This is a genomic window from Kitasatospora sp. NPDC056651, from assembly GCF_042792155.1.
Lineage (GTDB): Bacteria > Actinomycetota > Actinomycetes > Streptomycetales > Streptomycetaceae > Kitasatospora.
Genome location: NZ_JBHTWX010000001.1, coordinates 366,435 through 389,819, shown reverse-complemented (window position 1 = coordinate 389,819; position 23,385 = coordinate 366,435). Strand labels below are relative to the sequence as shown.

15 protein-coding genes and 1 riboswitch are annotated in these 23,385 nt (G+C 75.8%); of the genes, 9 read left to right on the top strand and 6 right to left on the bottom strand.

Annotated elements, in window-relative coordinates:
• A partial coding sequence (locus ACFRAR_RS01620; protein WP_380693460.1) for a hypothetical protein occupies positions 1 to 518 on the bottom strand: 518 nt, incomplete at its 3' end.
• Between ACFRAR_RS01620 and ACFRAR_RS01615 the strand changes: the two genes are divergently transcribed.
• Positions 517 to 783, top strand: coding sequence for a Uma2 family endonuclease (locus tag ACFRAR_RS01615; RefSeq protein WP_380693458.1), 267 nt, complete (start codon positions 517 to 519; stop codon positions 781 to 783). The genes ACFRAR_RS01620 and ACFRAR_RS01615 overlap by 2 nt on opposite strands.
• Before the next feature lie 22 nt (positions 784 to 805).
• Here ACFRAR_RS01615 and ACFRAR_RS01610 read toward each other — a convergent pair whose 3' ends face one another.
• The 4 genes from ACFRAR_RS01610 to fhuB form a co-directional block, all read right to left on the bottom strand.
• Positions 806 to 1,669: an MBL fold metallo-hydrolase gene (locus ACFRAR_RS01610; RefSeq protein ID WP_380693455.1), complete on the bottom strand. Its 864-nt coding sequence runs from the start codon at positions 1,667 to 1,669 to the stop codon at positions 806 to 808.
• A gap of 11 nt (positions 1,670 to 1,680) precedes the next feature.
• Positions 1,681 to 1,748: riboswitch (guanidine-III (ykkC-III) riboswitch) on the bottom strand.
• A 187-nt stretch (positions 1,749 to 1,935) separates the two neighbouring features.
• Positions 1,936 to 3,342, bottom strand: coding sequence for an RICIN domain-containing protein (locus ACFRAR_RS01605; RefSeq protein WP_380693453.1), 1,407 nt, complete (start codon positions 3,340 to 3,342; stop codon positions 1,936 to 1,938).
• Positions 3,343 to 3,586: 244 nt separating this feature from the next.
• Positions 3,587 to 4,708: an enterochelin esterase gene (gene fes / locus ACFRAR_RS01600; protein ID WP_380693451.1), complete on the bottom strand. Its 1,122-nt coding sequence runs from the start codon at positions 4,706 to 4,708 to the stop codon at positions 3,587 to 3,589.
• 20 nt (positions 4,709 to 4,728) lie between these two features.
• Positions 4,729 to 6,897, bottom strand: a complete 2,169-nt coding sequence (fhuB, locus tag ACFRAR_RS01595) for a Fe(3+)-hydroxamate ABC transporter permease FhuB (RefSeq protein WP_380693449.1) — start codon at positions 6,895 to 6,897, stop codon at positions 4,729 to 4,731.
• 106 nt (positions 6,898 to 7,003) lie between these two features.
• Here fhuB and ACFRAR_RS01590 point away from each other — a divergent pair, with 106 nt between their 5' ends.
• The 8 genes from ACFRAR_RS01590 (at position 7,004) to ACFRAR_RS01555 (ending at position 22,754) form a co-directional block, all read left to right on the top strand.
• Positions 7,004 to 8,014 carry an ABC transporter substrate-binding protein gene (locus tag ACFRAR_RS01590; protein ID WP_380693447.1) on the top strand — a complete coding sequence of 337 codons (1,011 nt, stop codon included), beginning with the start codon at positions 7,004 to 7,006 and terminating at the stop codon, positions 8,012 to 8,014.
• Between the two features lie 27 nt (positions 8,015 to 8,041).
• Entirely contained in the window at positions 8,042 to 8,824 is a 783-nt protein-coding gene (locus ACFRAR_RS01585) for an ABC transporter ATP-binding protein (RefSeq protein ID WP_380693445.1), read from the top strand.
• Between the two features lie 272 nt (positions 8,825 to 9,096).
• Positions 9,097 to 9,954: a DUF4132 domain-containing protein gene (locus ACFRAR_RS01580; RefSeq protein ID WP_380693443.1), complete on the top strand. Its 858-nt coding sequence runs from the start codon at positions 9,097 to 9,099 to the stop codon at positions 9,952 to 9,954.
• Complete coding sequence (locus tag ACFRAR_RS01575) at positions 9,951 to 15,035, top strand: hypothetical protein (RefSeq protein ID WP_380693440.1); 5,085 nt, start codon at positions 9,951 to 9,953, stop codon at positions 15,033 to 15,035. Before ACFRAR_RS01580 ends, ACFRAR_RS01575 begins: the two co-directional genes overlap by 4 nt.
• On the top strand, positions 15,032 to 16,177 hold the full coding sequence (locus tag ACFRAR_RS01570; RefSeq protein ID WP_380693438.1) for an AAA family ATPase: 1,146 nt from the start codon (positions 15,032 to 15,034) through the stop codon (positions 16,175 to 16,177). The genes ACFRAR_RS01575 and ACFRAR_RS01570 overlap by 4 nt, the downstream gene beginning before the upstream one ends.
• 4 nt (positions 16,178 to 16,181) lie before the next feature.
• A complete protein-coding gene (locus ACFRAR_RS01565) occupies positions 16,182 to 20,093 on the top strand; it encodes a DUF5682 family protein (protein ID WP_380693436.1) in 3,912 nt (1,303 codons plus the stop codon).
• Positions 20,090 to 22,105 carry a hypothetical protein gene (locus ACFRAR_RS01560; protein ID WP_380693434.1) on the top strand — a complete coding sequence of 672 codons (2,016 nt, stop codon included), beginning with the start codon at positions 20,090 to 20,092 and terminating at the stop codon, positions 22,103 to 22,105. Before ACFRAR_RS01565 ends, ACFRAR_RS01560 begins: the two co-directional genes overlap by 4 nt.
• Before the next feature lie 190 nt (positions 22,106 to 22,295).
• On the top strand, positions 22,296 to 22,754 hold the full coding sequence (locus tag ACFRAR_RS01555; RefSeq protein ID WP_380693432.1) for a MarR family winged helix-turn-helix transcriptional regulator: 459 nt from the start codon (positions 22,296 to 22,298) through the stop codon (positions 22,752 to 22,754).
• A gap of 51 nt (positions 22,755 to 22,805) precedes the next feature.
• Here the strand turns inward: ACFRAR_RS01555 and ACFRAR_RS01550 are convergent, their stop codons facing one another.
• Positions 22,806 to 23,381: an ATP/GTP-binding protein gene (locus ACFRAR_RS01550; RefSeq protein ID WP_380693430.1), complete on the bottom strand. Its 576-nt coding sequence runs from the start codon at positions 23,379 to 23,381 to the stop codon at positions 22,806 to 22,808.
• Positions 23,382 to 23,385 lie beyond the last annotated feature (4 nt).

Below are 23,385 nucleotides of genomic sequence, written 5' to 3'. Positions count from 1 at the left end.
GACCACCACCACAGCGAGCCCAGGAGCAGCAGTCCCGGGACGACCCCGGCGACCGCGCCGACGGCCGCCGTCGGCGCGTCGCCGAGGGCCAGTGCCAGGCCCGCCAGCGAGCACAGCGTCATCGCGCCGCCGAGGAGGCGGAGCGAGGGCCGCTGCCAGAGCGCCGCGAGGACGAAGAGGTGCGCGCTCACCACGGTGGCGATCCAGGGGCCGGCCGCCAGCGGGTCGTGCAGCAGCAGGTTGGCCACCGCGACGCCGACGATGATCGCGGCCACCTCGGCACCCGGGATGAACTGGTGGTTGCGCCCGACGGCGTTCGTCGGCCTGCCCCCGGTCCGGTCCAGCGTCGCCTCCCGGCCGTCCCACCGGTTCCAGAGCCCGAACAGCGCGATGAACGTACCCAGCGACACCACCCGCAGCCCCACCTCGACGGCCGAGGGCAGCGTGCTGGCGCCGGTCTGGACGAACACGAGCCCGACGACGGCTCCGAGGATCCGGGCGGTTCGATCAGTCGACATGGGTGTCAGTCTGAGCCCTGGTCGGATCGTCGGACGAGCCGACCCCGACAACGACTGGACGGGGAAGGTCCGCGACTACCCGCGGATGGGCTTCCCGCTCTACCTGATCGTGGACCCGCGACAGAAGACGGTGACGCTGTTCTCCGAGCCGAACCGCGACCGCTACCACACCCGGACGGAGCGGGAGTGCGGGGAGAGGATCCGAATCCCCGCGCCGTTCGACTTCGAACTGGACCTGGCGCGCCTGGTGCCCTACCGGGATTGACCGACCTCGGGGCCTCGGGGGCTCACTCGTGCGGCCAGAGGATCAGGGCGTCCAGCGGGCACCGGCGCGGCCGGTCGCCGAGTTCGGCGACGGCGGCGCGGATCCGGTGCAGGTGGGCGGGGGTGAGCTGGAGCGGGGGCTCGTCGGGCTGGTGGGTGGTGCGGATCGGGTAGTCGACGCCGGGCTCGCGGGTCATCTCGATGTGGCAGCCGAGCACGTACGTCACCGGGTGGCTCTCGGTGAAGGCGATCAGCCGCTCGATCGTCCGCCCGAAGGCCGGCCAGTCGTTGATGTAGAGCCGCCCCGGGTAGACGGTGTCGCCGGTGAGCAGGAAGCCGGTCCACGGGTCGTAGAAGGTGACCGACGCCTCGTGGTGCCCCGGGGTGGCCAGGCACTTCAGCACCCGTCCGCCGCCGAGGTCGACCGGGGACACGCCTTCGGCGTCCTGGTCGAAGCCGAAGTACGGCCAGGCCGTGGCGAGCTGCGCGCCGACCACGGTGGTCGAGGGCCGGTCGGCGAACTGGCCGTCGCCCGCGATGTGGTCGCCGTGCGCATGGGTGTGCAGCACCAGCAGCTCGTAGTCGTCACCGGACCGGGAGTTGCGGGCGAGCCACTTCTCCACCAGCTCGTCGACCGTGGCGCGCAGCGGGAAGTACGCGGCCTCGGCCGTCGCCCCGGTGTCGATCAGCACCGCGCGGTCCGCCCCGAAGAACAGGAAGACGAACGGTGCCTCGTAGTGGACGGCCTTGTTCTGCCGCAGGATGACGGTGTGCTCGTCGTACTCGTGGACCTGGATGTCCGGGTCGGTGTTGTGCTTCGCGGACGGGGAGCCGTGGATCCACCGCACGTCCAGCGGACGGGCGATCGGGGTATCGGCAGCGGACATGACGCCTCCACAGTGCGTCGTCTTGGCAGGCCGGGTACGGCGCACGTCTCGTCCGGGGCCGACGCCGTCGCGCCGCCCCGGGGACGTTAGCACGGGCTGCCGACGGCCTCGGCCGGCGCTGGGAGACACGTTCCGGGCGAACCCGACGAAGTCGGCCCAAGCCTCGGCGGGGAAGGCGAGCCGGGGGCCGGCCGGGTGAACGGGTGAACGGGTGACCGCCGGCCCGGCGGGGGCCGGGCCGGCGGTCGGAGGTCACGCGGGGTGGCTCAGAGGGCGATGCGCCAGCGCTGGGTGTCGTTGCCGGTGCACTGCCAGACGCCGAGGACGGCGCCGGGGGTGGCGGTGCTGGTCAGGCAGCCGCCGTCGTGGCCGACGATCTCGTACTTGCCGCCGCCGACCTGGCGCAGGGTCCACTTCTGGTTGTCGGTGCCGGCGTAGGTCCACAGCTGGGCGAAGTAGCTGGTGTTGTCGACGATCCGGGAGCGGTCGTTGTTGGAGTCCAGTGCCTTCGCGCCGTTCAGGACCGGGCTGATCCGGTAGCGGCCGTCGCTCTGGCGCTCCAGGTTCCAGCGCTGGGCGAGGTCGTCGTTCTTGTGGCCCCAGGAGATGACGTGGGTGCCGTCGCCGGTCTGCGAGCCTGCGGCGTCAGCGCCGTACCCGGCGTTGGCGTTGACGATGGTGACGTTGCCGGTGGGCAGTTGTACCGGGGTGCCGTTGGAGGTCAGGTACGGGCTGTTGGCGACGTTCCAGTGGGTGGCGAGGTAACTGCCCGGCGCGGGGTTCGGGTTGAAGTACATGTCGTGCGTGCAGTCGAGCAGCTTGGCGCCGTTGTGGCAGTCCGGGCCGACGTCGATCATCCGGCCGGGCGGGTTGGGGATGTGCTGGTCGTCGTAGCACATCAGGTCGCCGTAGACGTAGCAGTGGCCGGTGGGGGTCGAGTACTTGGCGGAGGGGTTGACCGCGCCGAGCGAGTGGGTGAGCTCGTGCACGTCCACGTCGCGGTTGTCCCAGCAGCCCTTGATGCCGGCCAGCACGTTGCCGGTGCCGGTGGCCGGGTTGTCCTGGCCGGGGCGGTCGTCGACGGCGCGCCAGGTGATGCCGCAGATGGTGTTCTCCACCCAGCTCAGGTACTTGCGGTTGCTGTTGTTGTAGCCCCGCTTGTCCATCTCGGCGCGCACCGTGTCCGGGCCGCCGTTGACGGCGGCCTGCGGCAGCACGACGGTGTCGATGGTCGGTTCGCAGGTGGACGGGTTCTGGACGAACCGGACCTCGCGGTGGCCGCCGAAGGGGTCGGAGGAGGAGGCGAAGCGGAAGTTGAGGTTGGTGATGCGGGCGCGGAACTCCGGCAGCAGCTGGTTGAAGCGGTCGGGGTCGGAATCGCCGCGTACGTACAGGAGTTGGAGGCGCTTGCCGCTGACGCCGTCGCCCTCGCAGGCGACGGCAGGCGCGGTGGCAGGGGTGGTGGCAGGGGTGGTGGCGGTGGACTCCTGGCCGGGCGCGGCGGCGGGCAGGCGGTCCTCCACGATCGCCTGCTCGACCGGACGGGCGGAGGCGGCGGCGGTGCCGCCGTCGGCGACGGCGGGAGCCTGGAGCGCGGCGGCCATCAGGCCGGCCGTCAGCGCCGCTCCGGTGAGTGCGCGTATCAGACGGGACCGTGATCGAACTGGTGCCATGTCAATGTCCTTCTGTCACGGGAGGTGGATGCGAACTGTCGGACCCCGGGGAAGGCGCCGCGGCCACGGAGGGCGAGCACGCCCGAGGTGGTTCGTGCTCGTCGTCCGTGGTGGGACCTATGGATTTCACGGTTCGTCCGTATGCCGCAAGGCTTGACAAGTCACGGTCTGTTGAGAATCTGTCGCACTGTGTCGCAATCTCGACGGTCCGTCGGCGGGGGCGACGACGCTGGTGGGACGGCCTTCAGTCGGTCGGCCGCCGAAGCAGCCCGGCCAGCCCGTCCGCCAGTCCGCCGCGCCAACAGGCGTAGTCGTGACCGCCGTTGAACTCCCGGTAGTCGAAGTCGTAGCCGCGCGCCGTCAGTACGTCGCGCAGGTGGCGGTTCTGGCCGAGAAGCATCCACTCCTGGAGGCCGACCTCGATCCAGAAGCGGACCGGCCGCCGGGCCTCGGCGGCGAGGCGGCGGGTCAGCCACTCGCTGCCGGCGTCGAACTCGGTCTCGTCGGGCCACCAGAAGGAGCCGGACTGGCAGAGCGCGTTGCCGAAGCGCTCCGGGCGGTGGTAGGCCGCGTAGGCGGCGGTCAGGCCGCCGGCGCTCTGGCCGGCGATCACCGTGCCCGCCGGGTCGGTGCCCGCGCCGAACTCCGCTGCGGCCCAGGGGAGGAGGTGGTCGGCGAGGAGGTCGACGAAGGCCGGGTTGCAGCTCAGGTCGGTCGGGCGCTGCGGCCCGAGGGTGTGCACGAGCAGGGTGACGGTGGGCGGGATCGCTCCGTCCGCCGTCAGGTTGTCGAGGGTGTCGGCGACGGACAGCGCCTCGCCCCACATCTCGCCGTCCAGCAGCAGCGCGACCGGGTAGGGGCCGTTGCTCGCCCGGTGCCCGGCCGGGAGGTGGACGTCCACCCGTCGCCCGGCGACCTCGTGGGCGAGCGTGCGTCCGCGCGGCACGTCCTGCCGCCGTCGGACGTAGGGCTGCGCGGGGGCGGCGGGCAGGCTGAGCACCGAGGAGGGGTGGCGGCCGTCGCGGGCGGGCAGTCGGGGTTCGGTGTCGTACGGGTCGGGGCGGGCCTGGTCGAGGACGCGCAGCCAGTCGTGGCGGCTGGTGCCGGGGGCCTCGCCGTGGAACGGGTGCAGCTGGTAGGAGGCGCGGTGGTCGGCGCGCAACCGGTAGGTGATCGACCACGTCTCGCCGTCGGACTGACGTTCCATCAGGTGTGGTGTCAGGTCGCCGGAGTGGCGGTCCTTGTCGGTGACGGTGTGCAGCAGTGCGAGCACGCCGTCGCAGTCGCCGCCGCGGTGGGTGAAGGTGACCAGGCGGTACGCCGGGTCGGCCGGGTCGGCTGCGATCAGGGGGGAGTGGGTTTCCACGGGTGGTGTCTCCAAGAGGCTTAGGCGGGGCTGCCCTTGCGGCCGAGCAGTACCCAGAGCAGGAAGGGGCCGCCGAGGACGGTGGTGACGATGCCGACGGGGATCTCCACCCCGCCGATCACCACCCGGCCCAGGGTGTCCGCGAGCACGACGAGCAGGGCGCCGGTCAGCGCCGAGCCGAGCACCGGCACCCGTGCGGGGCCGGCGAGGCGCCCGGCGATCACCGGTGCGGCGAGCGCCACGAAGCCGACCGGTCCGCAGACGCCGACGGCCAGTCCGGCGAGCGCGACCGCCAGCAGCAGGCAGCCGAGCCTGACCCGGGCCGGGTCGACGCCGAGGGCGGAGGCGACGCTGTCGTCGAAGCGCAGCACCGCCAGCCGCCGGGCCGCCACCAGGGCGAGCGGCACCAGCACCGCCAGCCCGAGCAGCACGGGCGTGGCGATGGCGACGTCCCGCCCGTTGAGGCTGCCGTTCGTCCAGATGTACAGCGAACCGGCCGAGTTGAGCGACCGCCGGGCCATCGCGACCTGGATGACGGCGGACGCGAGCGCCGACATGGCGAGCCCGACCACCAGCACCCGGTAGCCGCGCGCGCCGAGCCCGCCGGAGGCCAGGGCGACCACCAGGACGGCGGCGAGCGCGCCGAGCGGCCCGGCCCACCAGGCGCCGAAGGTGCCCGCGGTGCTCGCGGAGATCAGCACGGCGGCCGTCGCCCCGTCGTTGACGCCGAGGAGTTCGGGCGTGGCCAGCCGGTTGCGGGCGAGGGTCTGGGTGAGGCAGCCGGCCAGGCCGAGGGCGGCCCCGGCGGCGAGCCCGGCGACGATCCGGCCGAGCCGGAACTTCTGCACCAGCAGCACGTCCAGCCGGTCGCCGTAGCCGAACACGGCCTGGAAGGTGCGGGTGAGGTCGAGTTCGCTCTGTCCGGCGTGCGCCGAGACCACCACGGCGGCCAGCAGCGCGGCGGCCAGACCGAGGGAGGTGAGCAGCGCCCGGCGCGGCAGCAGCAGCGACCAGGCGCCGTGGCGCAGCGCCAGGTCCGGTTTGGGCGGGGCGGGTTCGGCGCGCCGTGCGGGCGGGGTGGCCTCGGCGGGGTCGGCCATGGCCAGCGCGGCGGAGTTCCGGGAGCGGACGATCGCGATCAGTGCCGGGGCCCCGATCAGGGCGACGATCACCGACACCGGCGCCTCGAAGGGGCGGGCCACCACCCGGGCGAGCACGTCCGCGCCGGTCAGCACGGCGGCGCCGAACAGCGCCGCGAGCAAGGTGAGCCGGCCGATCCGGGGGCCGGCGAGGGTACGGGCGAGGAAGCCGGAGAGCAGTCCGAGGAAGGCGACGGGCCCGGCCAGCGCGACCGCGGCGGCGGTCAGCAGGGTGACCGCGAAGGCGACGGCGACCCGGGTGGCGCCGGGCCGGTGGCCGAGGCCGCGGGCGAGGTCGTCGCCGAGCGCGAGCGCGGTCAGCGGCCGGGTGGTGAGGGCGGCGAGCAGGAATCCGGTGCCGAGCACCGGGGCGAGCTGGCGCAGGGTGGTCCAGCCCTCCACCCCGGCCAGCGAGCCGAGCACCCACACCCGGTACCGCTCGTACGCCTCGGGGGAGTTGACGATCAGCACGTCGGTGAGCCCGCGGAAGATCGCCGCGACGGCGGAGCCGGCGAGCACCAGTCGCATCGGTGAGCCGCCGCCGCGGCTGCTCGCGACCAGCAGCACCACGGTGCTGGCGAGCACCGCGCCGCCGAAGGCGAAGGCGAGGTAGCCGAAGGAGGTCTGCACGCCGAGCACGGCGATGCCGAGCACGACGCCCAGCGAGGCGCCGGCGTTGACGCCGAGCAGCCCGGTCTCGGCCAGCGGGTTGCGGGTGACGGACTGGAGTTGCGCCCCGGCGACGCCGAGCGCGGCGCCGACCAGCAAGGCGGTGACGGTGCGCGGCAGTCGCAGGTCGCCGACGACCAGGGCGAGCCGCCCGTCGGCGCGGGCGCCGTCGCGGTTCAGGAGGTAGTCCAGCACTCGCCCGGGGCCGACCTCGCCGGCGCCGACCGACAGCGAGAGCGCGGCCAGGGCGAGCAGGAGTACCGCCGCCGCGACGGCGAACGGCCAGGTGGGGCGGGCGCCCTGGGCGCGCCCCCCGGGCGGTCGGGGCTCCGGCTCGGCGGTCGGGGGCGCTTCGGGGGCGCCGGCTTGCGACAATGTCATAAGGTAAGGCTAACCTAATGACCGAGCCGTCCCGAGGGGCACCTCCACCGTGCCGAGCTGCCCGGACACCGCTCAACTCCCGTACCACCGTTGCCCGGAGGCACCCATGCCGTTCGCCCGTCGCCCGCTCAGCCCCGTCCGCCGCCGTGCGGCCCAGGCGCTGGCCGTCACCGGGGCGGCCGCGCTCCTGCTCACCGGCTGCGGTTCCTCCGGCTCCTCGCCCTCGGCCTCCGCCACGGGTTCCGCCGCGTCCGCCGCCCCCGGCGACGGCGGCAAGCGGACCGTCAAGGACGCCACCGGCAAGGCCGTCGACGTGCCGGCCGAGCCCAAGCGGATCGTCACCCTCACCCAGGAGGACCTGGACGCGGTGCTCGCCCTCGGCGTCAAGCCGGTCGGCATCACCAACGGCCAGGGGCTGGCCGAGCCGCCCGCGTACCTCAAGGACAAGGTGCAGGGCGTCCCGGTGGTCGGGAACCTGCTCCAGCCCGTCATGGACAAGGTGATCGCCGCCAAGCCCGACCTGATCCTGGCGGGCGACATGCAGGACGAGCAGGTGCTCAAGCAGCTGCGCGAGATCACCCCCGCCACCCTGGTCACCATGGCGCCCACCGACGACTGGAAGCTCGCCTTCCGGGGCATCGGCAACGCCGTCAACAAGCTCGACCAGGCCAACAAGGTGATCGGCGACTACGAGGCCAAGGCCGCCAAGGCGGGCGGCGAGCTGACCGGGAACAAGGGCGCCGCCGTCTCCATCGTGCGCTGGAACCCCACCGGCCCGAGCTGGATGGAGAAGAAGCAGTTCGCCAGTGGCGTCGCGCTGGACATGGGCCTGACCCGCCCGGCCGCACAGGACAAGGACGGCAACGCGCACAGCCCGGCGCTCAGCCTGGAGAAGCTGAACGAGATCGACGGCGACTGGCTGTTCCTGTCCACCCTCACCGACGACGGCAAGTCCGCGCTCAAGGACGTCCAGTCCAAGCCCGCCTACCAGGAGCTGAAGGCCGTCAAGAACAACCACGCCGTGACCGTGGACGGCTCGGTCTGGTCCACCCGCGGGGGCCCGCTCGCCGCCGACGTCGTCATCGGTGACTTCTCCAAGGCACTCGGCGGCAACTGAGCGCGCGCCGGCTGAGGGGGCACTGCCATGGAACTGACGATCCAGGGGCTCAGCGCCGGGTACGGGCCGGGGCGCCCGGTGCTCGGCGGCGTCGACCTCACCGTCCCCGCCGGGCGGGTGGTGGCGGTGGTCGGCCCGAACGGCTGCGGGAAGTCCACCCTGCTGCGGGCGGTGGCCCGGCTGCACCGGCCGGACGGCGGGCGGGTCCTGGTCGGCGGGGAGGACGTGTGGCGGCTGCGCCCGCGCCAGGCCGCCCACCGGATCGCGCTGCTGCCGCAGAGCCCGCAGGCCCCGGAGGCGGTGACCGTCGCCGGGCTGGTCCGCTACGGCCGCCACCCGCACCAGGGGCTGTTCCGCCAGTGGTCGGAGCGGGACGAGCGGCTGACCGCCGAGGCCCTGCGCGCCACCGGCGTCGAGGAGCTGGCCGGCCGCCGCCTCGACCGGCTCTCCGGCGGCCAGCGGCAGCGCTGCTGGCTCGCCATGGTGCTCGCCCAGGACACCCCGGTGGTGCTGCTCGACGAGCCGACCAGCGCGCTCGACCTCGGGCACGCGGTGGAGGTGCTGGAGCTGGTCCGCCGGGTCGCGGCGGGCGGGCGGACGGTGGTCATGGTGCTGCACGACCTCGCGGCGGCGGCCCGCTACGCGGACCTGCTGGTCGCGCTGCGGGACGGCGCGGTGGTGGCCTGCGGGCCGCCGCGCGAGGTGGTGGACGCGCCGCTGGTGCGGGCGCTGTACGACATCGACAGTCACGTGCTGGCGGCGCCGGGCGACGGCGCGCCGGTCATCGTGCCGAGGGCGCCGCTGGACTGACGGGAGCCCCGGTCCTGAGCGGGCGGGGCCCGGGCGGGGCCGGATCCGGGTGTCGTGAGGGCGGGGTCCGGGTGTCATGAGGGCGGGACGGTCGCCGCCGGGCGGCCGCCCCGCCCTGCCCTCGTCTTCGATCACTCGTTCGAGTGGTTTGAAACTCGCATGTCAGGCCCCGCGTCACCCCGGTCGTCGCGTTGTCAGTACCCCTCGCTACGTTCCTCGCATCGCTGGTCAGCAGGCGATCGACAGGTGTTCCCGGTGGGAGGAGTACGGCCGTGGCATGGGTGGAGACGGGCGCGGGAGGATACCGCGTCACGCTCGACGGGGAGGGCAGGGTGGCGTGCCGCAACGCGGCGGGCCGCGACCTCAGGTCCCTGCCGTCGAAGCTCGGTGACGACCCGGTGGTCGTCCAGCTCAGGCAGCTCGCCGAGTGGCTGGACGCGCACGAGCGCGGCTGCCAGGAGGACGTCGAGCGCTGGATGGTCCGCTCGCTGCCGGTGCCCGCCGCCGTGCTCACCGCCGTCTGGCCGGACGAGGCCTGGCAGGGCGTCCTGAAGGACCTCGTGGTCACCGCCACCGACGGCTCCGTGGCCGGTTTCCTGCGCGGCGCCGACGCCGAGCGCGGCCTCGGCCTGGTCGACCTGGACGGCGACACCGTGCGGCTGACCGACGGCGAGGTCCTGATACCGCACCCCGTGCTGCTCCAGGACCTCGACGAGCTGCGCGAGTTCGCCGTCGAGCTGGGCGTCTCCCAGCGCGTCCAGCAGCTCTACCGCGAGGTCTGGCACCGGCCCGCCGAGCCGCCCGTCGGCACCGAGGTCACCACCTACGCCGGCGGCCGCTACCGGGAGCTGCGCGAGCTGGTCGGGCGCTGCGCCCGGCTCGGCTGCCGGGTCCGCGGCGGCTCCGCCGTCCAGCCGGTCACCGAGGGCGGCCGCACCGTCGAGGCCCGGGTCTGGGTCGGCGACTACTACGAGTACGACGCCTGCGAGACGGGCGCGCTCAGCTGGGCCGGCCCGGACGGCCGGGCCCTGCCGCTCACCGAGGTCGGACCGGTCGCCTGGTCCGAGGGCATGCGGATGGCCGCCGCCCTGCACGCCGGCCGCACGATCCAGGGGGAGGAAGGCGCATGACCGCCACCGTGAACTCGACCACCGCGACACACGCCGCGACGCACGCCACGACGCCCGAGGAACTGCTCGACGCCGGGGCCGTGCTCCCGCCCGGCACCCTGCCCGGCGCCGGCCGCCCCGACAGCGCCGCCGACGTGCTCACCGCCCGCACCTACGCCCACCCCGCGCTCGACGGCCGCCGGATCGTCCGGCTGGTCCCCGGCGCGCTCGGCCCGGCCGAGGACCTCGCCCTCGACTTCCTCGGCCTGGCGCCGCAGGAGGCACCCGCCGAGGTCGGCCAGGTCCGCCAGGAGGCGCTCGGCTTCCCCGCCTGGGCGCTGGTCCACGACCCGGCCAACGGCCACCACGCGCTCGCCCTGGTCAAGGAGATGGAGCGGCTGGCCCGCCAGGCCACCTCCAAGCCCGGCGCCGCCAAGGACGGCTTCGAGGAACTGGCCCTGCGCCTCGGCCGGGCCGTCCCGCACTTCCTGCCCACCTTCTGCGAGGAGGTCGGCCGGATCTTCCTGGGCCACGGCAACCAGACCTACGCCGCCGCCTGGTTCGGCAAGGCCCGCGAGGCCGAGCGCACCCACGGCCTGGCGGTCGACGAGGAGCGGCTGCGCGCCGTCTTCCTGGAGTTCGCCCTGGCCGGCGCGCTCACCGTCAAGTCCCTGCGCCAGTACGTCAAGGAGCTGAGCCGGCGGCTCGACCCGCTGACGGCCTGGCAGCGCTTCCGCCAGCTGTGCACCGAGCGCTCCGCGGCCGGCATGGCCCCGTACGCCGGCGTCGCCGAGGACGCCCGCGCGCTGATCAAGGCCGCCGGGCTGGACCGCGGCGAGCACGAACGCGCGCTGCTCGCCGAACTGCTGGACTCCCCGGCGGCCAACCGGGCACCCGGCACGTTCTGGAAGTCCTGGCACGGCGCGCTGGTCGAGCTCGGCCGCGGCGACGCCGCGATCCGCACCCGGCTGCTGGAACTGCTGCCCGACCCGGCCTCCGCCGACCCGGCCCCGCACGACACCGCCTGGCTGGCGGTCCTCGCCGAGACCGGCGCCGAGGAACTGCTCACCGGCCCCCGCCCCGAGGGCGCCGAGCCTGCCGCCGCCTGGCTCCAGCGCTGGTGCAACCACCTCGGCCGCGGCTGGCGCACCCGGCCCAGCTGCCCCGCCAGCCTCGCCCTGACCGGCCGGATGACGGACCGGCTGCGCGCCGACGGCGTCGCCGTCGACCTGTTCACCGGCATCCGCGGCAGCCTCGCCCGGCTCGACCTGCTCGACCTGCTGCTGGCCGCCGGCGTGCCGGTCGCCGACCCGCCGACCGGCCTCGACTGGGACCTGCGCGACTGGGTCGAGCAGTGCGGCCCCGACAGCACCGACCTGACCGCCGTCGCCGCCGACCCGCGCTTCCGGCCGGTGCTGCGCCGCGCCACCCCGGCCGCCTGGGAGACGGCCGTCAAGCGCCAGGCGCCCGCCCTGCCGCTGCTGCGCGAGCTGTTCGCGGAGTGGGCCGAGGCCCGCGCCGAGGAGCTTTCCGCCGCCCGCGGCCTGGCCGGCGCCGCCGACCTGGTCGGCTCGCTGGCCCAGTACCGCACCGCCATCCGGACGGTCGCCCCGGCCGCCGCCGAGCGGATCGCCGCCCTCGACGTCACCGCGCTGCTCACCGGCGCCCTCACCGCGGGCATCCTGGACGAACTCGGCTGGCCCGCCCTGGAGGAGGCGCTCGGCAAGCTCGCCGACCCGCCCGCCGCCGACGCCCCGCGGCACCCCGTCCCCAGCCTGGGCGGGGCCGGCCTGACCGACCTGATCGTCGAGGACGCCTGGCCGCACCTGATCCTCGCCCGCCGCGACCGGGCCGTCGTGGTCGGCCCGGAGGGCATCGTGCTGGAGCACGCCCTGCGGGTGCCCGGCCAGCCGCACCAGCGCAACCGGACCAGGCTGCGGCTGGTCGACGGCGAACTGCTGGTCGTCTGGTCCCAGGAGGGCAAGCAGCGCGCCTACTGGTCCAGCCGGCCGGACGAGCAGTTCGAGCTGGAGGGCCGGACCGTCGCCGGCTACTACTACGGCGACCGGGAGCCCGAGGCACCGTCCCTCCAACTGCCCGGCGGCGGCCGCACCACCGGCGAGCGCCCGCTGCACGCGGGCGACACCCGGATGCCCGAGGAGCACCGCGTCCTGGGCGACGGCACCGGCTACTGGACGCTGCGCCACGCCCCCGACGGCAGCCCCGTCCTGCGCGAACTCGACCCGGCCACCGGCACCCTGGGCCGCACCGCCGAACCGCCGGTGATCGCCGCCACCGCCCAGGCCGGCCGGCTGGTCCAGGGCAGCACCTGGCTGCTGCCGCTCCAGCCCGGCCTGGAGCACACCCCGCTCGGCACCGACGGCACCGTGGTCGGCAGCTGGGCCCGGATCGAGCCCGGCAAGGCCGTCACCACGTTCACGGCCGACGGGCAGCGCATCGTCCTGCCGCTCGCCACGCCCGCGGCGAACACCCACCCGGTGGGCCGGCTCGCCCTGCCCGGCACGGCCGGCCCGGTGGTCAGCCACACCCCCCGCGGCCACTTCTCGCTCAACCTGCCCGACCTCACCGACAACGCCGACCGCACCGTCGACCTGCGCCCCTGCCACGCCGGCGAACTCTCCGCCGCCGGCACCCCGCTCGTCCCGCCGTACCCGCACTGGCACGCCCTGCGCCCGCGCGACGAGGCGGGCTCGAAGGTGCTGCGCGCCGTCACCGCCGAGCAGGCCGCCCGGCTGATCGACGCCGCCTGGCCGGTCGACCCCGAGCCGGGCCCGGAGGCGGAACAGCGCTGGCTGACCGTCCAGGGCGTGCGCCGCCCGATCGCCCGGCAGCAGTCGGCCCTGCGCTCGCTGCCCGTCCAGGCGGTCGACGCCGTGCTGCCCGGCATCGAGCACCCCCGGCTGCTGGCCGGCGTCGCCGGGCTCGCCCGCGCCGCCGCGAACCTGCTGGACCGGGTCGCCCGGTTCCTCCCGCAGCCCGAGGCCGAGCGCCCCGACAAGGCGAAGGCCGCCTCGTGGCAGCCGGACCACGGCTGCGACGACGATCTGCGCGAGGCCGTCCACGCCGTGCTGCCCGGCACCGAGGGCTTCGGCAACAGCTGGGACTCGGACGGGCGCTGGTGGGTGCTCAACAACCTGCGCACCGTCAGCGCCGTGCTGGCCGCCCCGCCCGCCGCTAACGGCGAGGGCTGGACGACGCCCGCCACCGTCACCCTGCGCGGCGGCGACGCCAACCACGGCTGGCTGCACCTGCTCGGCCGGCTCCACGCACTGGCGTACGCGGCGGCCTCGCCGTTCACCCGCCCGTCCCACCGCTCCTCGCTGGTCCTGCTGCTCGGCGAACTGACCAAGGGCCCGCTGGCCGACCGCGGCGCCACCCTGCGCGAGATCGTCCTCGCCGAGTCCTCGACCCAGGCCGCCGCCGGCACCCGGCCGACCGGCCACCGCCAGGGCGAGGTGCTGCGACACGGCGGGCGCACCGTCGTCATCCTCGGCCACCAGCGGCAGTACACCGACGGCACGGTGCACTGGCTCGCCGTCGACCACGACCCGAGCGGGGAGTTCGGGCCCGTCGCGCACTTCACCACCGTCCGGGAGCGCCGCACCGAGGAACTGCTCACCGCGGCCTGGGTCGCCACGTTCTGGCGGGTCGCCGCGCTGCACGGCAGCGTCCCGTGGGACCACGCCCGGGCCGAGGCCTTCAGCGAGCGCACCGGCATCGGCACCGCCCGCTCCGCCCTGCTGCTCAGCCCGCCGGCCAGGCTGCTGCACTGGAACGGCGACCCGATGCCCGCCGAGTACGGGCTCAAGTCCGGCGAGTACAAGGCCGCCCGGGCCTGGCTGCGCGGACACGACCACGACGGCCTCGCCGCCGTCTGGGGCGCCCTGCTGCCCGCCGACCCGAAGACGCTGTGGACCGAGGGGCCCGACCTCGCCGCCGGGGCCGAGGAGTGGATCCGGCGCTTCGGACGGCTCGTCACCCTCCCCGACGAGGCGCTGGCCACCGTCCACGGCGTGTCCGTCGACACCATCGAGGCCGTGCTCAACCCCGCCAACACCCCGTGGCTGACCAGCCGCACCGGCTTCCGGATCACCAAGGACGAGGACTCCGGCCCCCGGCTGGCCCCCGAGGACCCGTCCGCCGTCCCCGGGAGCGGCGCGCTCGGCTCCACCATCGACGCGCTGCGCTGGCTCGCCTACCACCTGCCCGCCGGCAGCCCGCTGCGCCCGCTGCTGCCCACCGCGGCCACCGCGCTGCGCAGCCGGCTGGCCGACCCGGAACTGCTGCTCGACCTCGACCTGCTCCGCACCGTCAAGGGCGCCGCGCTGGCCCCCCTCCTGCGCGGCCACTTCGGCCTGCCCGCCGAGGGCGGCGCCGGCCCGGACGGCCTGGTCCTCTGCGGCCCGGCGCTCGTCCTGACGCCGTACCACGAGGCCTACGAGCGGATCTGGCTGCGCCCGGCCGCCCTCACCGGCCCGGACGACCCGCTGCTCGAACTGCTCGACGGGCTCTCCGGCAGCCACTGGTTCTCCCTCGAACGGCGCGCCATCGAGTCGGTGCTGCGCGGCGAGCCGGAGCGGCTGGCCGCCTCCGCCGGAGCGGTGTCGGCCGTCGGCGAGGGCCCGGCCTGGCTGCAGAACCCGCAGCTGTCCGTCCCCGAGCTGGTCGCCGAGGTGGCCCGCACCCACGGCCTCGGCGAGGACGCGGCCGCGCTCTACCTCCAACTGCTCGCCCTGCCCGACCCGACCGACCGCAACGCCGCCCGCTGGACGGGCTGGAAGCCCGCCCGGCTGAAGAAGGCCCGCGCCGAACTCGCCGCCACCCCCCTGGTCCTGGAGGCCAAGCGCGCCCGTGCCGGGCGCGGCCTCTTCCTGCCCGGTGGCTGGCAGGAGGCCAAGGCGCCAGCCCTGCCGGCCGAGACCTGGAAGGCCGCCCTGTACACCCTGCCCACCCACCGGCCCGCGCTGGCCACCCTGCCCGTCCCCGAGCTGTTCGCCCGGGCCTGGCAGCGGACGGTCGACGGTGACGCTCCCGGTTACGAAGAGCTCCAGACCAGCAAGCGCAGGAAGGCCCGCCGATGAGCACCACCACCGTCCCCACGTCCACGGACCGGCAGATCGTCCCGCCCGAGGAGAAGTACGCCGCCGAACTGGAGTTCCTGGCCGCCCACGACAGCGGCCCGCGCCCGCCCGGCTGGCACCTGACCCCGCGCGCCGTGGTCACCTTCGTGATGGGCAGCGGCGGCGAGAAGCTCAAGGCCGGGCGCAGGGGCCTCGTCATCGAGCCGAAGTTCGTCGGCGAGCGCGCCCTCGTCGAGCGCTGCGTCGTCACCCTCGCCGGCGAGCGCGGGCTGCTCCTGGTCGGCGAGCCCGGCACCGCCAAGTCCATGCTCTCCGAGTTGCTCGCCGCCGCCGTCTGCGGCACCAGCGCGCTCACCGTCCAGGGCACCGCCGGCACCACCGAGGACCAGCTCAAGTACGGCTGGAACTACGCCCTGCTGCTCGCCAAGGGGCCCAGCCGAGAGGCCCTGGTGCCCTCGCCGGTGCTCACCGCGATGACCACCGGGGCGGTCGCCCGGGTCGAGGAGGTCACCCGCTGCCTGCCCGAGGTGCAGGACGCCCTGGTCTCGCTGCTCTCCGAACGGCGCATCGCCGTCCCCGAGCTGGCCGGCGGCCCGGACGGGCAGCTGCACGCCGCCGCCGGCTTCACCCTGATCGCCACCGCCAACCTGCGGGACAAGGGCGTCAGCGAGATGTCCGCGGCGCTCAAGCGGCGGTTCAACTTCGAGACGGTCGGCCCGATCGGCAGCCTCGCCGCCGAGGTGGACCTCGTCCGCCGCCAGTCCACCGTCGCCGTGGCCCGGGCCGGCGCCGCCTACGCGGTGGACGACGCCGTCCTGGAGGCCCTGGTCACCGCCTTCCGGGACCTGCGCACCGGCCGCTCCACCGAGGGCTGGGACGTCGAACGGCCGTCCACCGTGATGAGCACCGCCGAGGCGGTCTCGGTCGCCACCTCGCTCGGGGTCGGCGCCGCCTACCTGCCCGACGGCGGGGACCTGCTCGGCCGCCTGCCCGGCCAGCTCCTCGGCGTGGTCCGCAAGGACGACCCGGCCGACGCGGCCCGGCTGCTCGGCTACTGGGACGGACCGGTCCGCCGCCGTGCCGAACAGGGCGCCGCCACCTGGCGCACCCTGTGGGACCTCCGCTCGGCACTGGAGGGCTGATCCGATGAGCAGCGCGGAGACCCCCCGCCCGGACGACGCGGACCAGGTGGTCCGGGCCGAGGCGGACCGGCTGGCCGCCGCCGGCACCGGCGGCCCCGGGCCCTACCTGATCGGCGTGCGCCACCACGCGCCGTCCCTCAGCGCGGTCGTCCCCGCGCTGCTCGACGCCGCCCGGCCGCAGGCCGTCCTGGTCGAGCTGCCCGCCGAGTTCCAGCCCTGGCTCGGCTGGCTCGCCGACGAGGCCACCCAGGCCCCGGTCGCCCTCGCGGCGGCCCCGGCCGGGCCCGAGGAGGCGGCCGGGCCCGCCTTCTACCCGTTCGCCGACTTCTCCCCGGAACTCGCCGCCCTGCGCTGGGCCCGGCGCAACGGGGTGGAGGCCATCGCGTGCGACCTCCCGCTCGCCCACCGCGCCGCCCGGACCGGGGCGGAGCGGTCCGGCGACGAGCCGCCCGGGGCGGAGCGGTCCGGGGTCGAGAGGTCCGGTGACGAGCACCGGGCCGTTCCGGCCGGGGCGCCCGGCCTCGCCGACGCGCTGCGCCACCGCCTCAGCGGCCGGGACTCCGACGAGGACCTGTGGGACCGCCTGGTCGAGACGGCCGCCCCCGGCTCCGCCCCGGAGGCCGTCCGGCGCGCCGCCCTGATGGTCGGCTGGGCACTGCGCCGGGACGCCGAGACCGGCCCCGGAGTCGACCCGTACGACCTGCGCCGCGAGGCCTGGATGCGGGCCCGCATCCAGGCCGCCTCGGCCGACGGGCGCCGGGTCGCCGCCGTGATCGGCGCCTTCCACGCCCCCGCCCTGCTGGACGGCCCGCTCGCCCCCGAGCAGCCGCCGCACCCGGACGACCCCGGGCACGTCCTGTCCCTGATCCCGTACACCTACCCGCTGCTCGACGCCCGCTCCGGCTACCCGGCGGGCATCCGCGACCCGGAGTGGCAGCACACCGTCCTGGACGCCGGCGGCGACCCCGAACGCCTCGCCGAGGCGCTCACCACCACCGCCGTCCGGATCTGCGCCGCCCTGCGCTCCCAGGACCACCCCAGCGGCCCGGCCGACGCCCGCGAGATCGTCCGGCTGGCCGGGGACCTCGCCCGACTGCGCGGCCACGCCGCCCCCGGCCGGGGCGAACTCGTCGAAGCGGTGCAGACCGTCCTCGCCCAGGGCGAACCCCTCGGCCGCGGCCGGGCCGTCGCCCGCGCCCTCGAACAGGTCCTGGTCGGCAGCCGCACCGGCCGCCCCACCCCCGCGGCCCCGCGCAGCGGACTCGCCCCCGCGGTGGAGACCGTGCTCGCCGAGCTCGGCCTCCCCGGCCCCACCGACCCCGGCCCCCGCGACCTGCGCCTCGACCCGCTGCGCAGCGACCTCGACCGCCGCCGCGAGATCCTCCTGCACCGCCTCGCGGCCTGCGAGGTCCCGTACGCCGAGGCCGCCGCCACCACCGGCCCCGGCGGCACCGACACCATCGGCACCCGCTGGCGCCTGCACTGGACACCCGCCACCGCCGCCATGCTCACCGTCGCCGGCACCCGCGGCGTCACCCCCGCCCAGGCCGCCGAAGGCGCCCTGCGGGCCCGCCTCACCGGCCAGCCGACCCCGCGCGAGACCATCGACGGCCTCACCGCCGCCGCCTCCTGCGCCCTCCCCACCCTCACCGGGGACCGCCTCGCCCGACTGACCGCCACCCTCCCCACCTCCGCCACCCTCCCGGAACTCCTCGACGCCCTCGCCCTCCTCGACCGGCTCGCCGCCGGTCACGTCCCGGGCCTCGCCCCGGGCGCCCTCGACGGCCTCGCGGCCGGGCAGGCTTCCGGTGGCGCTGTGGTGGCCGGGGACGGCGGTGTGGTGGTGGCCGCGGACTCCTGCGACGGGCTCGCCGCCGGTCACGTCCCGGGCCTCGCCCCGGGTGCCCTCGACGGCCCTGCGGCCGGTCCGGCTTCCGGTGGTGCCCCGGTGGGCGACGCACCGTCGTATGGCGGCCCGAGCCCGCTCTCCGAGCGGGCCGGCGGGCCGGACGAGCCGACTGGCCCGTCCGTCCTCGCCGCGGCCGGCGAGGTGCTCACCGCCGCCGCCGTGCGGCAGTTGGAGGGCCTGGGCGGGTCGGACGATCCGCAGGACGCGCGGGCACTGGTGGAGCTGGTGCGGCGGGCGGACCGGCTCGGTGGGGTGCGGCTGGCCTACGTGCTGGCCGAACTCGCGGAGCGGGGGAGCCCGTTGGTGCGCGGTGCGGCCGGAGCGGTGCGGGTGCTGCTCGGGCAGGAACCGGCCGAGGAGCTGGGCGGTCGGGCCGCCTCGTGGGTGGACGGTGCGACCGGTCCGCAGGCACGGCAGGTGCTCGGACGGGCGCTGGTCGGGCTGCTGACGGCGGCGGAGGGGCTGTTCGACTCCGCGCCGCAGGCGCTGGAACCGGTGCTGGAAAGGGTCACCTCGCTGCCCGACGACGCCTTCCTGGAGAGGCTGCCCGCGCTGCGCGGAGGCTTCGACACACTCAGCCCGGCCGCCCGTGACCGGCTGTTGGCCTCCGTCGAGGAGCGCCTGGGCACCCGGCTCGCCGCACTGCCCGAGGAGGTCGTCCCCGCCGTGCTCGCCGGCTGGGTGCGCGCCGACCTCGCGGCCCGCGCGGCCCTCGCCCGTCGCGGCCTCCTGCCCCCGGCCCCCGGGGAAGCCTCGGCCCCCGGGGAATCCTCGGCCCCCGGGGAATCCCGGATCCCGGCAGCACCCCGGAGTCCCACGAATCCCACGAATCCCCCGGATTCCCCGGATTCCCCGGACCCCGCGGACCCGACCGCGCCGTCCACCGGCGCAGCCCTCGCCCTCGCCCCCGCCGAGCGCTGGCGGCTGCTCCTCGGCCGTCCCGGCAACGGCGGCCTGAGCGGCCGCGGCGCCCGGCTCGCCACCGCCCTCGACGAGCTGTACGGCAGCGGCCACGGCGAGGGCTCCGGCCCGGGTCTGGACAGCCGGGGCGGCCGGGGCGGCCGCGAGGCCCCCTACCCCGGTGTGCGGGAGTGGGCCGAAGAGCTGGAGTCGCTGTTCGGCCCCGGTATGCGCGAGGAGGTGCTGGCCGCCGCCGTCGCGCAGGGCCGCACCGATGTCCTGGAGGCGGTCGATCCGTCCGCCGTCCGCCCGTCCGTCGACCTGCTGCGCACCGTGCTGGAGCACGCGGGCGGCATGCCGGAGGCCAGGCTGGCCCGGCTGCGTCCGCTGGTACGGCACCTGGTGGACGAGCTGAGCCGGGAGCTGGCCACCAGGCTGCGCCCGGCCCTGACCGGGATCTCCGTGCCGCGCCCGTCCCGCCGCCCGGGTGGCGGGCTGGACTTGGACCGGACCATCCGGGCCAACCTGGCCACCGCCCGTCCCGCGCCGGACGGCGGCACGCTGATCGTGCCCGAGCGCCCGGTCTTCCGGACCAGGGCGCGGCAGGCCAACGACTGGCGGCTGATCCTGGTCGTGGACGTCTCCGGGTCGATGGAGGCCTCCACGGTGTGGGCCGCCCTGACGGCCTCGATCCTGGCCGGCGTGCCCTCGCTGAGCACCCACTTCGTGGCCTTCTCCACCGAGGTCCTGGACCTCACGGAGCGGGTGGACGACCCGCTGGGCCTGCTGCTGGAGGTGCGGGTCGGCGGAGGCACCAGCATCGCGAGCGGACTGCGTTACGCGCGGCAGCTGGTGACGGTGCCGTCCCGCACGCTGATCGCGGTGGTCAGCGACTTCGAGGAGGGCGGCCCGGTCGGCGCACTGCTGGCCCAGACCCGGGCGCTGGTGGACTCCGGCGTGCACCTGCTCGGCTGCGCGGCGCTGGACGACACCGGGACGGCCCGTTACTCGAAAGCGGTCGCGGGCCGGTTGGTCGCGGCCGGAATGCCCGTGGCGGCGTTGAGCCCGCTGGAACTGGCCCGCTGGGTGGGGGAGAAGGTGCGATGAGCGTGTCGGAAGCGACGGGCGACTGGCCGGGCGTGCGGCCCGAGGTGGTCGCCGAGGTGGTCGCCGGGCTGAGCGCCCGGTTGCAGAAGCGGCTGGACGGCGCGGCGGCGAAGCTGGCGCAGCGGCCGGTGGTCCGCGAGGGCGACGAGTGGCGGGTGGAGGTGGACGAGGAGACGGTGCTCGTGCTGCACGCCCCGGGCGGGGTGGTGGCCGGGGAGGCCGGTGTCCGCTGCGGTTGCCTGCTCGCCCCGGCCTGTGTGCACCGGGCGGCCGCCGTCACCCTCTGCCCGATCACCGAGGCCGGGAGTGACCCCGGGGCCGCGGACGCCGGAGACGGGGCCGCGGAACCGTCCGGGGGGTCGGCGGACCAGCCGGCGGCCAACGAGGCCCCCGGCCCCCTCACCCCTGACCCCCTCACGGCCGCCGAGCACGCCGCCGTCCACCACCTCCACCGGGCCGCGGCCGCCGTCCTGGCCGCCGGGGTGAGCGGTGCGGGTGCCGTCTCCCAGGCGGAGCTGCTGCGCGCCGCCCACCGGGCGCGGCTGGCGGGCCTGTACCGCCCGGCTTCGGCGGCCGTCACCGTCGCGACGCGGGTCCGCGCGGCCCGCGCCGGCGCTCCGGACCACCGGCTCGTCGACCTGGTGGCGGGCCTGCGGGAACTGCTCGGCCTCACCACGGCGCTGGCCGGCGATGCCGCCCCGGTCGCCGCGCTGCGCGGCACCGCGCGCCAGGCCTACCGGGAGGAGGGCGGCCTGCGGCTCTACGGCCTGTTCGCCGAGCCGGTGCTGACGGCGACCCACGCGGGCGCGGTCAGCTGGGCCGTGGACGCCGACGGGCGGCTCAGCACGATCGCCGAGGTGCTGCCGCACGACGACGCGGCCGCCGCCGTCCCGCAGGCGGTCGGGGCGGGAAACCGGACGGTGCGGTTGGGTGACGCCGCGCTGAGCCACCGTGAGTTCAGCCGCGCCGGGCTGGCCGTCCAGGGCGCGACCAGGTCCACCGGCGGCCGGCTGGGCGCCGGCGCCTCGGTACGGGCGGTCCGCGCGGCGGGCGCGGCGTGGACGGCTGAGCCGGCCTCCCGGCTCTGGTCCGAACCGGTGTCCGCCCAGGTGGCCCGGGCACTCGCGGCGCAGGAGCTGCCGTACGAGAGCCGGCCGGCCGGGAGCGACCTGCTGTTCCTGGACGTCACCCTGCTGGGCCCGGCCCCCACCGGCCCGGGCGGAACGCCGCAGCTGCTGGCACGCTGCACGGCGGCCGGTCCTGCGGGCGGTCCTGCGGGCGGTCCTGCGGGCCGGGAGCCGGGCGGCACACCGGACGGCCCGGTGGTCGTCCTGCGTGCCGCGTACGAGCACCCCGACCTGCCGTTCCGGGCGAACCTCGCGCTGCTCGCCACCGCGCCCGGCCTGCGGCTCCGGGTGATCGGCCGTCTGGAACGTGCGGACCGCCCGGAGCTGCGCCTGCTCGCGATCGGTGCGCACCCGGACGCACCCGGCCCGCTCGCCCGGCCCGCCGACCGGGCGGGCCGGGTCAACGTCGGCCTGGAACGCCTCCAGGCCGCCGACCTCGCCTCGCCCGAGGCCGTCCCCGAGGCCATGCCCGAGGCCGTGTCCGGAACGCCGTCCCAGGCCGCGTCCGGAGCTACTCCGGAGGCCGTGCCCGGGACGGTGCCCGGGGCCGTGCCCGAGCCGACCGCCCCGCTGCCGTACGGCCCGCCCGTCCATGTGATCGGCCGCCGGGTCGAGCAGACTGTCACCACCGGCCGGCACGCCCTCGCCCCGAGCGAGGCCTCGTCGGCGGCCGACCGCGGTCTGCTGCGCGCCGCCGGGCTGGCCACCGCCGCCGAACTCCTCGACGGCCTGCGGGCCGCCGCGGCCGACCGGCGGCGCGACGTCTTCGGCCGGATCGTCACGGACGACCACGACGCCTTCGCCACCGCCTGGCTGGCCGCCGCCTCCTACACCGAGGAACTCGCCGCGGCGCTGTGCGTGGCGGCCTGGTCCGGAGAGGAGTAGGGGGTCCGGCCGAGGAAACCGGGCCGAGGTATAAGCCGAACTATTTGCACAGACCGATATTCCGCGCCAACTGGCATACTTGTCGGAGGGAGTAGCTGTACGGGACATCACCGAGGACCCGGCACGGGCTTTGCGCCGGGGCCTCCCGGGGTGTGCGGTACGGGCAGTGCGACGGGAGAGTGGGCGAGTCATGGGAATCCGCGACGATGCGGCCGAGATCCGGTCCCGGGGCTGGCGGACGCTCGCCGCGCTGCACGGGATGATCGACACCGCGCTGGAGAAGACGCTCCAGGCCGAGTTCAGGCTCTCGGTGGTCGAGTACACCGTGCTGGAGGCGCTCTCGCGGCAGGACGGCTGGCACATGCGGATGCAGCAGCTGGCCCGGGCGGCGGCGCTGAGCAGCAGCGCCACCACCCGGTTGGTGAGCCGCCTGGAGGAGCGCGGCCTGCTGAGCCGCTTCCTCTGCGCGGACGACCGGCGCGGCATCTACACCGAGCTGACGCCCGAGGGCCGCGACCTGCTGACGGCCGCCCGGCCGGTGCACGACGCCGCCCTGGAGGCCACCCTCGCCGAGGCCACCGGGGTGCCCGAGCTGGCCCCGCTGGTCGAGTCGCTCACCGAGATCCACCCGGCCCACGCCACCGGCTGAGGCCCACCCCGGCGGCGGGAGGCCGAAGCCCCGGGCCCGCCCTCACGGCCCTCACAGCCGTCCGGCCGCCAGGGCGTCCCGGTGCACCAGGTCGAGCAGGGCGAGCAGCACGTCCTTGCTGGACGCGCGCTCCCGGACGTCGCACAGCACGATCGGGACGTCCGGGCCGAGGTCCATGGCCCGGCGGACCTGCTCGGGGGTGGCCTCCCGGCGGCCGTGGAAGCAGTTGACGCCGATCGCGAACGGGATGCCGCGCTGCTCGAAGAAGTCCACGGCGGCGAAGCTGGACTCCAGCCGCCGGGTGTCGGCGAGGACGATCGCCCCGAGGGCGCCGAGCGCGAGGTCGTCCCACATGAACCAGAAGCGGAACTGCCCCGGCGTGCCGAAGAGGTAGAGCACCAGGTCCTCGCGGACGGTGATCCGCCCGAAGTCCATGGCCACGGTGGTGGTGGCCTTGTCCTGGACGCCGTCGAGGCTGTCGACTCCGACGCTGGCGTGGGTCATCCGCTCCTCGGTCTGCAGTGGTTCGATCTCGCTGACCGAGCCGACCATGGTGGTCTTCCCGACGCCGAACCCGCCGGCGATGAGGATCTTGACCGCGCCCGGAACCAGGCTCTGGCTCGTCAATTCG

What these genes read in the sequence shown, in the direction of transcription:
- ACFRAR_RS01615 (WP_380693458.1), top strand. Translation starts at nt 517, where the DNA reads ATGGGTGTCAGTCTGAGCCCTGGTCGGATCGTCGGACGAGCCGACCCC.
- ACFRAR_RS01610 (WP_380693455.1), bottom strand. Translation starts at nt 1,669, where the DNA reads ATGTCCGCTGCCGATACCCCGATCGCCCGTCCGCTGGACGTGCGGTGG.
- ACFRAR_RS01605 (WP_380693453.1), bottom strand. Translation starts at nt 3,342, where the DNA reads ATGGCACCAGTTCGATCACGGTCCCGTCTGATACGCGCACTCACCGGA.
- fhuB (WP_380693449.1), bottom strand. Translation starts at nt 6,897, where the DNA reads ATGACATTGTCGCAAGCCGGCGCCCCCGAAGCGCCCCCGACCGCCGAG.
- ACFRAR_RS01590 (WP_380693447.1), top strand. Translation starts at nt 7,004, where the DNA reads ATGCCGTTCGCCCGTCGCCCGCTCAGCCCCGTCCGCCGCCGTGCGGCC.
- ACFRAR_RS01585 (WP_380693445.1), top strand. Translation starts at nt 8,042, where the DNA reads ATGGAACTGACGATCCAGGGGCTCAGCGCCGGGTACGGGCCGGGGCGC.
- ACFRAR_RS01575 (WP_380693440.1), top strand. Translation starts at nt 9,951, where the DNA reads ATGACCGCCACCGTGAACTCGACCACCGCGACACACGCCGCGACGCAC.
- ACFRAR_RS01570 (WP_380693438.1), top strand. Translation starts at nt 15,032, where the DNA reads ATGAGCACCACCACCGTCCCCACGTCCACGGACCGGCAGATCGTCCCG.
- ACFRAR_RS01565 (WP_380693436.1), top strand. Translation starts at nt 16,182, where the DNA reads ATGAGCAGCGCGGAGACCCCCCGCCCGGACGACGCGGACCAGGTGGTC.
- ACFRAR_RS01560 (WP_380693434.1), top strand. Translation starts at nt 20,090, where the DNA reads ATGAGCGTGTCGGAAGCGACGGGCGACTGGCCGGGCGTGCGGCCCGAG.
- ACFRAR_RS01555 (WP_380693432.1), top strand. Translation starts at nt 22,296, where the DNA reads ATGGGAATCCGCGACGATGCGGCCGAGATCCGGTCCCGGGGCTGGCGG.